The following is a 14,306-nucleotide window of genomic DNA, read 5'->3' on the forward strand; positions in this document are numbered from 1 at the left end:
CCCATGAGTCAGCAAACGCCGTACATCTTCGACGCCACGACGGCCGACTTCGACCAGTCGGTGATCGAGGCTTCCTTTCAAAAACCGGTGCTGGTGGATTTCTGGGCCGAATGGTGTGCGCCGTGCAAGGCGCTGATGCCGATGCTGCAAGGGATCGCCGAGAGCTATCAGGGCGAGTTGCTGCTGGCCAAAGTCAATTGCGATATCGAGCAGGACATCGTCGCCCGCTTCGGCATCCGCAGCCTGCCGACCGTGGTGCTGTTCAAGGACGGCCAACCGGTGGACGGCTTTGCCGGCGCGCAACCGGAATCCGCCGTGCGCGCCCTGCTCGAACCCCATGTACAGATGCCCGCGCCGTCGGCTGCCGATCCATTCGAACAGGCTCAGGCACTGTTTGACGAGGGCCGTTACGCCGACGCGGAAGCGACGCTGGTTACGCTGTTAGGCGAAGACAACACCAACGCCAAGGCGCTGATTCTCTACGCTCGCTGCCTGACCGAACGCGGTGAACTGGGCGAAGCGCAAACCGTGCTCGACGCGGTCAAGAGCGATGAGCACAAAGCCGCGCTGGCTGGCGCCAAGGCGCAGATCAAATTCCTCGGCCTGGCCCGTGACCTGCCAGATGCTGCCGACCTGAAAAGCCGTCTGGCGCAGAACCCGCAGGACGATGAAGCAGTGTATCAACTGGCGATCCAGCAACTGGCCCGTCAGCAATACGAAGCGGCGCTGGACGCACTGCTCAAGCTGTTCATCCGCAACCGCAGCTACGGCGAAGGCCTGCCGCACAAAACCTTGCTGCAAGTGTTCGAACTGCTGGGCAACGATCACCCGCTGGTGACCGCTTACCGGCGCAAGGTGTTTGCCGCGCTGTACTAACCCCCTTACTCGATCCAGCTGTAGAGCGGCGTATCCCCGCCGCTCGCCACCTTCACATCTGCCGAATGACGCAGACGCACCAGCAAGCGCTTGCCCGCCGCTGCGCTGCCGGTCAGCCCTTCGAGCTGATCCAGCAGATCCGGGCCGCTGAGCTGCCCGGCCTTGCGCAGCAAATCCCTGGCGACCTGCCACAACGCATCGTCCTGATTCACCGGTTTCGCCACCGCCGCCGCTGCTGCTTGCGGCTGGGCCGTCTGCACCTGCACGCCAAACTGCGCACCGAGCCGCGCCCAGTCGCTTTCATCCAGTTCCAGGGTCAAATCCACCGGCAAGTCGCCGACGGTTCCGCGTATCCGCAACATAAGCTTTCTCCCGCACATTTCTGACCTGCATGCTCCCATGGGACTTGTGTAACGCCAAGCGGGCGGGCAAACTCTGCGCACTTTCGTTATAAGATTACATAACAAACTCTTCACTTTACTTCCCGGAGACCGCCATGCGTCGTCTGCTGCTCGCTTTGCCGTTTGCCCTGTTGCCGCTGGCCATCGCCCAGGCTGCCGATGAGCATGATCACGACCATGAGCACGGCAGCCTCGCTGCCCACGAACATGGCGTTGGACGCCTGAACGCCGCGCTCGACGGCCAGACCCTGGAGCTGGAGCTGGAAAGCCCGGCGATGAACCTTGTGGGTTTTGAACACGTCGCCACCAGCGATGCCGACAAGGCCAAGGTCGCCGCCGCCCGCGCGCAACTGGAAAAACCGCAGGCTCTGTTCAGTCTGCCGGCCGCCGCCGGTTGCAAAGTCACCAGCCAGGAGCTGGAAAGCCCGCTGTTCGGCGACAAGCCGGATGCCGACGACCACGACGAAGAGGAGGCCGGCAAGGACGGTCACGAGCATCATCACGACCACAGCGAAATCCACGCCCACTACCAGTTCAGCTGCGCGGCGCCGGGCGCGTTGAAAACCCTGGATCTGGCGAACCTGTTCACTACCTTCCCGGCCACCCAGAAAATTCAGGTACAACTGATCGGCCCGAGCGGCCAGCAAGGCACGGAAGTGACGGCCAAGGCCGCCGCCCTGAAGTTCTGACACGAAACGGCGCCATGACCCAAGCACTCATCGAACTGTCCGACCTGGGCTTCAACTGGCCCGGTCACCCGCCGCTGCTGGACATCCCGGCGTTTCGCCTGGAAGCCGGCGAAACCCTGTTCCTCAAGGGCCCCAGCGGCAGCGGCAAGACCACCCTGCTCGGCCTGCTCGGCGGGGTGCAGAAACCCGGTCGCGGCAGCATTCGCCTGCTCGGCCAGGAACTGACCGAACTGGGTGCTGGCGCCCGTGATCGCTTTCGCGTCGACCACACCGGCTACATTTTCCAGCAGTTCAACCTGCTGCCGTTTCTCTCGGTGCGCGAGAACGTCGAGCTGCCGTGCCACTTTTCGAAGCTGCGCGCCGAGCGTGCGAAACAGCGTCACGGCAGCGTTGATCAGGCCGCCGCCACCCTGCTCGCCCACCTGGGTTTGAAGGACGAAAGCCTCCTGAGTCGCCGCGCCGATTCGCTGTCGATCGGTCAGCAGCAACGGGTCGCCGCTGCCCGTGCATTGATCGGGCAACCGGAACTGGTGATCGCCGACGAACCGACATCGGCACTGGATTACGACGCCCGGGAAAACTTCATTCGCCTGCTGTTCGCCGAGTGCCGCGAAGCCGGCTCGAGCCTGTTGTTCGTCAGCCACGACCAGAGCCTCGCGCCGCTGTTCGACCGTCACCTGTCCCTGGCCGAACTCAATCGCGCCGCCACGTCTGCCGAGGTCTGAGATGTATCTGTTCCGTCTGGCCATGGCCAGCCTCGCCAACCGTCGCTTCACCGCCCTGCTCACTGCTTTCGCCATTGCCCTTTCTGTCTGCCTGCTGCTGGCAGTCGAGCGGGTGCGAACTGAAGCCAAAGCCAGTTTTGCCAGCACTATCAGCGGCACCGACCTGATCGTCGGCGCCCGCTCGGGCTCGGTGAACCTGTTGCTGTATTCGGTGTTCCGCATCGGCAACGCCACCAACAACATCCGCTGGGACAGCTTCGAACACTTCGCCAGCAATCCGAAGGTGAAGTGGGCGATCCCGATGTCCCTCGGTGACTCTCATCGCGGCTACCGGGTGATGGGCACCACCGAAGCCTATTTCGAGCATTACCAGTACGGGCGTCAGCAGCATCTGGAACTGGCCGACGGCCGCGCCTTCGCCACCGATCCGTTCGAAGTGGTGCTCGGTGCCGAAGTGGCCGAAGCGCTGCATTACAAGCTCGGCGACAAACTGGTGTTGGCTCACGGTGTGGCGGCGATCAGTCTGGTCAAGCACGACGACAAACCGTTCACTGTGGTCGGGATTCTCAAGCGCACCGGCACCCCGGTGGACCGCACGCTGCACATCAGCCTCGGCGGCATGGAGGCGATCCACATCGACTGGCACAACGGCGTCCCGGCCCGTGGCAACGGCCGGATCAGCGCCGATCAGGCACGCAACATGGACCTGACGCCGCAAGCCATCACCGCGTTCATGCTCGGCCTCAACAGCAAGATCTCGACCTTCGCCCTGCAACGGGAGATCAACGAGTTCCGTGGCGAGCCGATGCTGGCGATTCTGCCGGGTGTGGCCTTGCAGGAGTTGTGGAGCCTGATGAGCACCGCTGAAAAAGCGCTGTTCGTGGTCTCGCTGTTTGTGGTGCTGACCGGGTTGATCGGCATGCTTACGGCAATTCTCACCAGCCTCAACGAACGCCGCCGCGAAATGGCGATCCTGCGTTCGGTGGGCGCGCGGCCGTGGCACATCGCGAGCCTGCTGGTGCTGGAAGCATTCGCTCTGGCGCTAACCGGGGTGATCGCCGGGCTGGCGTTGCTGTACATCGGCATCGCTGCGGCACAGGGTTATGTGCAGGCCAATTACGGTCTGTATCTGCCGCTGGCCTGGCCAAGCGAGTATGAATGGACGCTGCTCGGTGGCATTCTGGCGGCCGCGCTGCTGATGGGCAGCGTGCCGGCCTGGCGCGCGTATCGCCAATCTCTGGCCGACGGCCTGTCGATCCGCTTATGAGGATGTTCACCATGCCCCGCGCCGTGCTTGCGCTGCTGTTGCTGGTCGCCCTGCCCGTGTGGGCGGCGGCGCCAAAAGACCTGACCTGGTCGGAAATGATCCCGCCGGACGCCGCGCCCGAAGTACCGAACATGACGCCGCTGCACGACCTGTCGAAGATGGGCGACGCGCTGTCGGCGGAGTCCGCGCCAGCGGCCAAACAGGACATGCCCAACGCCCCCGTGGTGCAAAGCCTCGATGGCCAGAACATCCGCCTGCCGGGCTACATCGTGCCGCTGGAAGTGAGCGAAGAAGGTCGCACCACGGATTTCCTGCTGGTGCCATATTTCGGCGCCTGCATCCACGTGCCGCCACCGCCGTCGAACCAGATCGTGCACGTAAAAAGCGAACTCGGCGTGAAGCTCGACGAGCTGTATCAGCCGTACTGGGTGGAAGGGCCGTTGCAGGTCAAGCAGTCCACCAGCGAACTGGCCGATGCCGGGTATCAGATGGAAGCGGACAAGATTTACGTCTACGAACTGCCGGAGTAAATCCGTTGCTCTGTGTTGATTGATCGATTGCCATCGCCAGCAGGCTGGCTCCCACAGGGGATCTTGTGTTGATGCAAATATCCATTGTGGGAGCCAGCCTGCTGGCGATGAGGCCATGAAAGTTCCACAAAATCCCGGGGCATCACTGTTTCATTGAGCTGAGTCAAAAGACCGTATCAGACGGATTCGTACCATAGGACATCAAACATTTTTAACGTCCTTTGGGAGCTTCCATGAACAAGTCCTTGCTCAGCGCCTCGCTGTTTGCCCTCGCGCTCGCAGCCCCGCTCGCCCACGCCCACGAAGCCGGCGACATCATCGTTCGTGCCGGTGCGATCACCGTCAACCCGAAGGCCGACAGCTCCAGCGTCAAGGTCGATCAGGGTCCGCTGAGCGGCGCCAACCTGGGCGGCAAGGCGACCATGAGCAGCGACACCCAACTGGGCCTGAACTTCGCCTACATGCTGACCAACAACATCGGTATCGAGCTGTTGGCCGCCTCGCCGTTCGAACATGACGTGAAGCTCAAGGGCACCGCCCTGCCAGCCGCCAACGGCAAACTCGGCACCCTCAAACACCTGCCGCCGACCCTGAGCGTCGTCTACTACCCGCTGGACGCGAAGTCGCCGTTCCAGCCGTACATCGGCGGCGGCATCAACTACACCTGGATCTACGACGAGCACGTCGGCAGCGAAGCCCAGTCCAACGGCTTCAGCAACTTCAAGGCGAAAAACTCCTGGGGCCTGGCCTGGCAGGTCGGCGCCGACTACATGCTGACCGACAACATCATGCTCAACGCCCAGGTGCGCTACATCGACATCGACACCCGTGCCACCGTCGAGAACAACGCCGTAGCCCCGGGCACCCGTGCACGGGTGAATGTGGACGTTGATCCCTTCATCTACATGGTTGGTCTAGGCTACAAGTTCTAAATAACGTTCACGTGGTGGTGAATGAGGCTTGGTGGCGGGCAGCTCAGAACTGACTGCGATGTTACGCAATCGACCGGGGAGCAAGCTCCCTCGCTACAGGAAACAGGTTTGAAACCCGATTTCCAGCCGTGAAAAAGGCGCCTGTCAAAAGGCGCCTTTTTCATGTCTGCGAAAAGCTCAGCGGCCGAGCAGACGGGCCAGGCCGACGTTCATCGGCGTTGGCGTCGGGCACTTGAATCGCTCCAGCAACCGGCTGTTGTTCGCCCGCGAGTGGCGGATGTCACCGGAGCGCGCCGGGCCATAGCTGACGGGCGGCAACTCGCCGACCACCGCTTCGAGCGCGGCCAGCATCTGCTTGAGGTTGGTCGCCTGATTCCAGCCGACGTTCACCGCACCGACGTCCACTTGCGGCTTCTCGATCGCCTGCACCAGGACGTCGACCAGGTCTTCGACGTACATGAAATCCCGGGTCTGCTCGCCATCGCCGAACACGGTGATCGGCAGGCCTTTCTGCGCGCGTTCGCTGAAGATGCTGATCACCCCGGAATACGGCGAGGACGGATCCTGGCGCGGGCCGAAGATGTTGAAGAAACGGAAGATCGCCGGTTCCAGACCGTGCTGGCGGCGGTAGAAATCGAAGTACTGCTCGCCGGCCAGTTTGTCCGACGCATAAGGCGTCAGCGGCGCCTTGGGCGTGTCTTCGTCAATCGACTCGCCTTCGCCGTTGTTGCCGTAGACGGCTGCGCTGGAAGCGTACAGCACGCGTTTGACGCCGGCCTCGCGCATGGCTTCACAGACGTTCAGCGTGCCGATGAAATTGCTCTGATGGGTTTTCACCGGATCGTCCACCGACGCCTGCACCGAAGCGACGGCGGCGAGGTGTGCGACCGCGCTGCAACCCTGCATCGCCTGTGCAACCAATGCGGCATCGGCCACATCGCCGACGATCAGTTCGACCCTGGGATTATCCAGCGGCAGATTGCTGCGCTTGCCGGTCGACAGGTCATCGAGGATCCGCACCGAATGGCCCTTGGCAAGCAGCGCGTCAGTCAGGTGCGAGCCGATGAAACCGGCGCCGCCGGTGATGAGGACGGGGCCTTCAGCCATGACGATAAAACCTATCCAGTAAGCCCGGGAGCGCGGCACGCCAGGCGCGCGGCTTGATCCCGAAGGTGTGCAGAATTTTCTTGCAGGCGAGCACTGCGTGTTGCGGCTCTTCGGCGGCATCCGGCCGCGCGGCGTGGGCCTGGGCGGTCGGGGCTTCGATGGCCAGCGGGTGCAGGCCGCGCGCTTCGGTGAGAATCGCCTGGCCCAGCGCCAGCGGTGTGGTCGCCTCATGCCCGGCGTAGTGGTATGTGCCCCACAGCGGCGCGGCGCAATCGAGTTGCTTGAGCACCGAAATGATCACCCGCGCGGCATCGTCGACCGGGGTCGGATTGCCACGGCGGTCATCGGCCAGCAGCAGTTCTTCCGGCTGTTCGGCACGGGCCAGGAAGCGCCCGAGGATCCCATCCGGGCTGTCGTCGAGCAGCCAGCCGAAGCGCAGCAGCACATGTTGCGGGCAAGTGGCGCGGACGCTCTGTTCGATCCGCCACAGCGCCTGACCGCGCAGGCCCAATGGCACCGGTTCGTCCTTTTCGCTGTAGGCGGTGGCGCGGGAGCCGTCGAACACTCGATAACTGGAAGGCTGCACCAGCACGATGTTGTGGTGCTGGCACAGTTCGGCCAGGCGTTCGATGGCGCGTTCCTGCCCGGCCAGACGGCTTTCACTGACGACCTCGGCCTGGAACCAGTCGAAATAGTAGGCAAGGTTGATCAATGCATCGGGACGGGTGTCGTCGAGCAATTGGGTCAGGCTCGCGGCATCCCAGCCGTCTTCGGGCGGGCGGGGGGCGAGGAAACCGATGTCTTCCTCCGCACCGAGGCGAATCAGCGCCTGCCCAAGGGCATTTCCGCCGCCCAGTAACATAAGGCGCATTCGCATAGAGTCAGCAGGCCCAGTCTGATTGGAACGATGGCTTTGGCGACGATGCTTTGTGACACCGTCGTCGATAATTGCCGGAATCGTTGCATTTTGCGGGTTTAGTGCGCAACCGTCACCCGTAAAGTGTAGATCCCGAGCGGTACTTGCAACTTCGCCCACCCACCCGCATAACTGGAGCCATGAATCTGCCCCTTCCCACGGACGCGGCGCTGGCAGGCTTTCACCCCGCCGTCAGCGCCTGGTTCAGCAGCACCTTCCCGACGGTAACCGCCGCCCAGGCCCGCGCATGGCCGTTGATCCGCCAGCGCCGTTCGACGCTGATCGCCGCGCCCACCGGTTCCGGCAAGACCCTCACCGCGTTCCTCGCCGTGCTCGACGAACTGGTCCACCGCGGCCTGGAAACCCCGGAAGGTCTGCCGGACGAAACCCTGGTGGTCTACGTTTCGCCGCTCAAGGCGCTGTCCAACGACATCCGCATCAACTTGCAGAACCCGCTGGCCGGGATTACCGAGCAGTTACGCCAAATGGATCGGCCGGCGCTGGAAATCACCACCGCCGTGCGCACCGGCGACACCCCGCAGAAAGACCGCGCCGCCATGCGCAAGAGTGCGCCGCACATACTGGTGACCACCCCGGAATCGCTCTACGTGCTGCTCGGCTCGGAGTCCGGGCGAAAAATGCTCGGCACCACGCGCACCGTAATCGTCGACGAGATCCACGCCATCGCCGCCGGCAAACGCGGCAGCCACCTGGCCTTGAGCCTCGAACGCTTGCAGGCGCTGTGTCCTGAACCACTGACCCGCATCGGCCTGTCGGCCACGCAAAAACCGATCGATGCGGTCGCACGATTTCTGGTCGGCCATGACCGCCCGTGCGAAATCATCGACATCGGCCACGCGCGCCCACGGGATCTGGGCATCGAAGTGCCGCCGGTGCCGTTGACGGCGGTGATGGCCAACGACGTCTGGGAACTGGTCTACGACCGCCTCGCAGCACTGGCCCATGAACACCGCACCACGCTGATTTTCGTCAACACCCGACGTCTGGCCGAGCGCCTGAGTCGACACCTCAGCGAACGCCTCGGCAAACACGCGGTGGCGGCGCACCACGGCAGTCTGGCCAAGGAGTTTCGCCTCGACGCCGAACAACGGCTCAAGCGTGGCGAGCTGCAAGTGCTGATCGCCACCGCCTCGCTGGAGCTGGGGATCGATATCGGCGAAGTCGACCTCGTCTGCCAGATCGCTTCACCGCGCTCGATTGCCGGTTTTCTGCAAAGAGTTGGCCGCTCCGGGCACCAGGTCGGCGGCACGCCCAAGGGGCGCCTGTTCGCCACCACCCGCGACGACCTGATCGAATGCGCTGCCCTGCTCGACTGCGTGCGGCGGGGTGAACTCGATACGCTGCACATCCCCGAAGCGCCGCTGGATGTGCTGGCGCAGCAGATCATCGCCGAGGTCAGTTGCCAGGAATGGGCCGAAGACGGTTTGCTCACGCTGTTCCGCCGGGCCGAGCCCTACGCCCGCCTTGACGAAAAACATTATCAGGCGCTGCTGGGCATGCTCGCCGAAGGCTACAACGGCCGTCAGGGCATCCGCAGCGCCTATCTGCACCGCGACGCCATCAGCCGAACCCTGCGCGGACGACGCGGTGCAAGGCTGACGGCAGTCACCAGCGGCGGCACCATCCCCGACAATGCCGACTACAGCGTCTTGCTCGAACCCCAGAGCCTGAACATCGGCAGCGTCAACGAAGACTTCGCCGTGGAAAGCATCGCCGGCGATGTGTTCCAGCTCGGCAACGCCTCTTACCGGATCCTGCGGGTGGAAGCCGGCAAGGTGCGGGTCGAAGACGCCCGGGGCCTGCCGCCGACCATTCCGTTCTGGCTCGGCGAGGCGCCGGGACGCAGCGATGAACTGTCGGCGGCCGTGGCGCGCCTGCACGCGCAGCTCGATCAACTGCTCAGCGCCAGCCCCGGCAACCTGCAACCGGCCCTCGACTGGCTGACCGACACCCTCGGCCTGAACCTGGCCAGCGCCGAGCAACTGGTGGATTACCTGGCCCGCGCCCGCCTCGCCCTCGGCGCCTTGCCGTCGCGCGACACGCTGCTGATGGAGCGGTTTTTCGACGAGTCCGGCGGCACCCAGTTGATCATCCATTCGCCATTCGGCAGCCGAATCAACCGCGCCTGGGGCCTGGCCCTGCGCAAGCGTTTCTGCCGCACCTTCAACTTCGAATTACAGGCCGCCGCCAGCGAAGACGCGATCGTGCTGTCGCTGTCCACCAGCCACAGTTTCGAACTCGATGAAGTCTGGCGTTACCTGCACAGCAACAGTGCCGAGCACATCCTGACTCAAGCGGTGCTGGATGCGCCGCTGTTCGGTGTGCGCTGGCGCTGGAATGCCGGGGTGGCGCTGGCCCTGCCGCGCTTCACCGGCGGGCGCAAGGTCGCGCCGCAATTGCAGCGGATGAAAAGCGAAGACCTGATCGCCAGTGTGTTTCCCGATCAGATCGCCTGCCTGGAAAACCTCGCCGGTGAACGGGAAATTCCCGAGCATCCGCTGGTGGAACAGACCCTCGACGATTGCCTGCACGAAGCGATGGACAGCGAAGGCTGGCTGCAACTGCTGCGGCGCATGGAGCGCGGCGAAGTGCGCCTGATCGCCCGCGACCTGCCGGCGCCCTCGCCGTTGGCGGCGGAAATCCTCAGCGCCCGCCCCTACACCTTTCTCGACGACGCGCCGCTGGAAGAGCGTCGCACCCAGGCCGTGCTCAACCGCCGCTGGAGCGATCCGCAATCCACCGACGACCTCGGCGCGCTGGACGCCGACGCGATCAACGCCGTGCGCGAAGAAGCCTGGCCGACGCCGAACAGCGCCGATGAAATGCATGAAGCGCTGATGAGCCTGGCCTGCATCAGCGATCGCGAAGTCGAGGCCAATCCGCAATGGCGCGAGTGGCTGAATGCTTTGGCCGAAACCGGGCGAGCCTGCCGATTGCAGATCGATCCCGAGCACTCACTGTGGCTGGCGAGAGAACGCCTGACCTGTCTGCAAGCGCTTTATCCACAGGCGCATTCTGAACTGGCCGCTTTGCCCGGTTTCGACGAAGCATGGACCGCCGATGAGGCACTGATCGAAGTGATCCGCGCGCGGCTCGGCGCATTCGGTCCGCTACCGCTGGCGGCGATTGCAGAACCGCTAGCCCTGATGCCGGCCGCTGTTCATCAAGCCCTCGCTCATCTGGAGCGCGAAGGTTATGTACTGCGCGGCCACTTCACGCCGGGGTCGACCGTTGAAGAATGGTGCGAACGGCATCTGCTGGCGCGCATTCACCGCTACACCGTCAAGCGTCTGCGCCGGGAAATCGAGCCGGTGGCGTTGCAGGATTTCATGCGGTTTCTGTTCGACTGGCAGCACGTGTCCCCGTCCACCCGTGGTCAGGGCAACGCCGTATTGCCGGCGATTGTCGGCCAGTTCGAAGGCTACCCGGCCGCCGCTTCGGCCTGGGACAGCGACATTCTTCCGGCGCGGCTCAAGGATTACTCACCGAGCTGGCTGGATGATCTGTGCCGCAGCGGCAAACTGGTATGGACGCGCCTCAGCGCCCGGCAAAACAGCAGTGGCACGGCATTGCGCAGCACCCCCATCGTGTTGCTGCCGCGCAGTCAGGTCGGCTTGTGGAGCGCGCTGGCCGAGGAGACGCCGGTCAGCGAACTGTCGCCCAAGACCCGCAAGGTGTTCGACGCGCTGAGCCAGCACGGTGCGTTGTTTTTCGATGAGCTGATTCATGAAGCACACCTGCTGCGCACCGAGCTGGAAATCGCCTTGCAGGAACTGGTCGGCGCCGGGCTGGTGAATGCCGACAGCTTTGCCGGATTGCGGGCGCTGATCACCCCGGCGAGCAAGCGCCAGCAGCGCAGCAGTCGACACGGGCGCGGGGCGTTTGTCGGTGGCATGGACGATGCCGGGCGCTGGGCGCTTTTGCGTCGCGGGCCGGTGGTGGAAAACCGTCAAACGGCGTCGCCCGAAACCCTCGAACACATCGCCATGACCCTGTTACGCCGCTATGGCGTGGTGTTCTGGCGCCTGTTGGAGCGCGAAGCAGACTGGCTGCCGAGCTGGCGCGAGTTGTTGCGCACGTTCCATCGACTGGAAGCGCGGGGCGAGATTCGCGGCGGGCGTTTTGTCAGCGGTCTGGCCGGCGAGCAATTAGCCCTGCCCGAGGCGATTCCGCTATTGCGCGAAGTCCGCCGTCGCCCCCATGACGGCAGCCTGATCGCGGTGTGCGGCGTCGATCCGCTGAACCTCGCCGGGACCTTGTTGCCGGGGGCGAAAGTGCCGGCGCTGGCGAGCAATCGGCTGGTGTATCGCGATGGGTTACCGGTCGCTGCCGAGGTCGCGGGCAAGCCGCAATTCTGGGTGGAGCTGGACTCCGCCGCCATGAGCGAAATCCGCAACAAGCTGACCCGTCACTGAGTGCGCGCCTGCTCCGGCAACACCACCGACGAATGCACCGGCGGCGCCTCTTCGTCCTGCCGCTTGGGCAACAGAACCTGCTGTGGATAAGTCTGCGCGAAATGCACCCAGGGGCTGTTATCCACAAGTTTTTTCAGGCGCTGATTGAACGCGCGGCTCACCGCATATTGCCCGCCCGAGACCGTGCGGAACTGCGCGGTCAGCACCACGCCGTTCAGGTCCATCCTGTCCACGCCGAACACATCCAGCGGACCCTGCAGGTTGTACTTGAGGAACGGGTCTTCGCGGATCGAATCCCCCGCCTCACGGATCAGCTCGATGGCCTTGTCGACATCAGTGTCATAGGTGAACTGCACCGAGAAAAACGCGAACGCAAACTGTCGCGATTGATTGGTCACGGCCTTGATCTGGCCGAACGGCACCGAGTGCACGAAGCCCTTGCCGTCGCGCAGGCGCAGGGTGCGAATGGTCAGGCCTTCGACCGTGCCGGCATGCCCGGAGTCGAGCACCACCCAGTCGCCGATCGACAGGGTGTCTTCGATGATGATGAACAGCCCGGTGATCACGTCCTGCACCAGTTGCTGCGAGCCGAAACCGATGGCCAGGCCGACCACCCCGGCACCGGCCAGCAGCGGTGCGACGTTGATCCCGAGATTGGCCATGGTGGTGATCGCGCAGATCACCACCAGGATGATTTTGATCGCGTTGCGCAGCAGCGGCAGGATGGTTTTCACCCGGGTGCTGGGCTGGCGCGCCGAGCGTTTGCTGACCGGTGGTTTGAGTGCTTCCTGAATCGCCGTGTCGAGCACCACCCACAGCAGCCATGTCACGAGGAAGATCAGGCCGATGCTGCTCAGAGCATTGCTGATCGCCCGACCGACCGTGCTGCTCTGCGCAAAATCGAGCAGCGACACCCCCCAGATCCGCCCGAGAATATCGATGAACGCAATCGCAATGACGATCCGCAGCAAGGCGTGCAACAGGCTGAGAAAGCGTTCCTTGTAGGCACTGCTGCGCTGGATCGCCTCGGCCCTGCGCGATTTGAACAGGTGTTGCAGCACGGTGCTGAGAAACACCGTACCGATCAACAGCACCGTGGTGAGCAACGCGCAGCGCAAGGCCTTTTGATTGTCCTCGCCAATGCCGATCAGATTGACCGCCGAGACCAGCACCATCAGCACGATCGGCCAGTACCAGAGCCCGGAAAAAATCCTCAGGGACTCCTGCAGCGACGGCTGTTTCAGGCGCTGTGCCAGCGGGCGATTGCGGATCAGGTGCGCCACCGGCCGACGCAGGCGAATTACCAGCAGACCGAAGATGATCGACGCCAGCAGACCGGTGAACACCGCGATGCTGCTGGTGATGTTGCCGCCCAGTTGCCGGGCGATCTGCGGGCTGGTCAGGGCGTCACTCAACGCGGCGAGAAAGCCGATCAGGAACAGCGGTTTCGGGCAGTAGTCGCGGATGATCTGCACGGCGCGGCGCTTGTGGCCGACATTGAACATCACCACCACGCACAACAGCATCGACGTGGAAAATATCCCGCTGCTGGTGGCGTAGGCAAAACACAGCGCCAGCGCTCGCCCCACCGAGGCCGACAGAAAATGGCTGACGTACAGGGTCAGCGGCAGGCAGATCAGCGCGGGCAGCGTGTAGGGCAACAGGTAACCGAGCAGGTCCTGACTGCGCTGGCGGGTGCGCAGCCAGCGCCCTTCCCGCAGACGCTTGCCCAGCACGCTGCCGAGCACCGTCAACACGGCAAACGTGCCCAGCCACACGCCGGACAGCATCATGAAATCCCCCGCCACGCTCCAGCCTGAGCGGTTCGAAGGTTGATTGACCAACCTGTCGACTTCATCCGCCGCCCGATCGGCGCGCAGGCGCCAGGCGTCGACCAGATGTTCGTTGAGGTCGAGCTTGTCCTGCACGTCGTCGATGCTGGAACTGATGGCGCCGAGCAGTCCGCCCTGGACGATCGGTTCCGGTTTGGCCGGCTCTTCACTGGCCGCCGGAACGCCCGGCAGGCTGGCGGCTTGCACTGCATGGCCGCCGAACAACAGCAATGCCCCCAATAGAATCGCGATCCTGAACCTGGTCAAAACGCAGAGCTCCCTTGGTTGAACCTGTAAGGAACTGATCGACATTTGACCGACAAAGTTCAAGAGCCCCCTCACCCCAGCCCTCCCGAAACGTCGGACCGCCCGGAGGGAGAGGGAGCCGACCGAGGTGTTTTCACGAGTTACATCGACCTGCAAAGTTCGTTTTGTTCTCAAGTCCGAGAGCCGGCCTATGCTGCGTCGAAACCTGAGTATGGCTCGGTGTATCACGTCGGCGTAACTCAAAAGGACACATCGATCAGTCCCCTCTCCCCCCGGGAGAGGGTTAGGGTGAGGGGGTGCTTTTGATCTTTGCGCCCAGATCAAATAT

General features: G+C 63.6%; 11 protein-coding genes. 7 read left to right on the forward strand and 4 right to left on the reverse strand.

Going from position 1 to position 14,306, the window contains the following annotated elements; genetic code table 11:
* The first annotated feature begins 3 nt into the window (after positions 1 to 3).
* A complete protein-coding gene (trxA, locus tag PDR5_RS25540) occupies positions 4 to 876 on the forward strand; it encodes a thioredoxin (protein ID WP_007955581.1) in 873 nt (290 codons plus the stop codon).
* A 5-nt stretch (positions 877 to 881) separates the two neighbouring features.
* Here the strand turns inward: trxA and PDR5_RS25545 are convergent, their stop codons facing one another.
* On the reverse strand, positions 882 to 1,238 hold the full coding sequence (locus PDR5_RS25545; protein WP_064599739.1) for a hypothetical protein: 357 nt from the start codon (positions 1,236 to 1,238) through the stop codon (positions 882 to 884).
* Positions 1,239 to 1,372: 134 nt separating this feature from the next.
* Here PDR5_RS25545 and PDR5_RS25550 point away from each other — a divergent pair, with 134 nt between their 5' ends.
* The 5 genes from PDR5_RS25550 (at position 1,373) to PDR5_RS25570 (ending at position 5,420) form a co-directional block, all read left to right on the forward strand.
* Positions 1,373 to 1,966, forward strand: coding sequence for a DUF2796 domain-containing protein (locus tag PDR5_RS25550; RefSeq protein WP_064599741.1), 594 nt, complete (start codon positions 1,373 to 1,375; stop codon positions 1,964 to 1,966).
* A 14-nt stretch (positions 1,967 to 1,980) separates the two neighbouring features.
* Positions 1,981 to 2,691: an ABC transporter ATP-binding protein gene (locus tag PDR5_RS25555; RefSeq protein WP_064599743.1), complete on the forward strand. Its 711-nt coding sequence runs from the start codon at positions 1,981 to 1,983 to the stop codon at positions 2,689 to 2,691.
* Position 2,692: 1 nt separating this feature from the next.
* Positions 2,693 to 3,958, forward strand: coding sequence for an ABC transporter permease (locus tag PDR5_RS25560; protein WP_064599744.1), 1,266 nt, complete (start codon positions 2,693 to 2,695; stop codon positions 3,956 to 3,958).
* 11 nt (positions 3,959 to 3,969) lie between these two features.
* Positions 3,970 to 4,488 carry a DUF3299 domain-containing protein gene (locus PDR5_RS25565; RefSeq protein ID WP_039772003.1) on the forward strand — a complete coding sequence of 173 codons (519 nt, stop codon included), beginning with the start codon at positions 3,970 to 3,972 and terminating at the stop codon, positions 4,486 to 4,488.
* A gap of 233 nt (positions 4,489 to 4,721) precedes the next feature.
* Positions 4,722 to 5,420 carry an OmpW/AlkL family protein gene (locus PDR5_RS25570; protein ID WP_064599746.1) on the forward strand — a complete coding sequence of 233 codons (699 nt, stop codon included), beginning with the start codon at positions 4,722 to 4,724 and terminating at the stop codon, positions 5,418 to 5,420.
* Positions 5,421 to 5,597: 177 nt separating this feature from the next.
* Here PDR5_RS25570 and PDR5_RS25575 read toward each other — a convergent pair whose 3' ends face one another.
* Entirely contained in the window at positions 5,598 to 6,527 is a 930-nt protein-coding gene (locus tag PDR5_RS25575) for an NAD-dependent epimerase/dehydratase family protein (protein ID WP_064599748.1), read from the reverse strand.
* Positions 6,520 to 7,404, reverse strand: coding sequence for a sugar nucleotide-binding protein (locus tag PDR5_RS25580; RefSeq protein WP_064599750.1), 885 nt, complete (start codon positions 7,402 to 7,404; stop codon positions 6,520 to 6,522). The genes PDR5_RS25575 and PDR5_RS25580 overlap by 8 nt, the downstream gene beginning before the upstream one ends.
* Before the next feature lie 179 nt (positions 7,405 to 7,583).
* On the opposite strand from PDR5_RS25580, the gene PDR5_RS25585 reads away from it, so the two are divergent.
* A complete protein-coding gene (locus PDR5_RS25585; protein WP_064599752.1) occupies positions 7,584 to 11,879 on the forward strand; it encodes a DEAD/DEAH box helicase in 4,296 nt (1,431 codons plus the stop codon).
* Here the strand turns inward: PDR5_RS25585 and PDR5_RS25590 are convergent.
* Positions 11,873 to 13,978, reverse strand: coding sequence for a mechanosensitive ion channel family protein (locus PDR5_RS25590; RefSeq protein WP_064599753.1), 2,106 nt, complete (start codon positions 13,976 to 13,978; stop codon positions 11,873 to 11,875). The genes PDR5_RS25585 and PDR5_RS25590 overlap by 7 nt on opposite strands.
* Between the last annotated feature and the right edge of the window lie 328 nt (positions 13,979 to 14,306).

The organism is Pseudomonas sp. DR 5-09 (genome assembly GCF_001655595.1).
Lineage (GTDB): Bacteria > Pseudomonadota > Gammaproteobacteria > Pseudomonadales > Pseudomonadaceae > Aquipseudomonas > Aquipseudomonas pharyngis.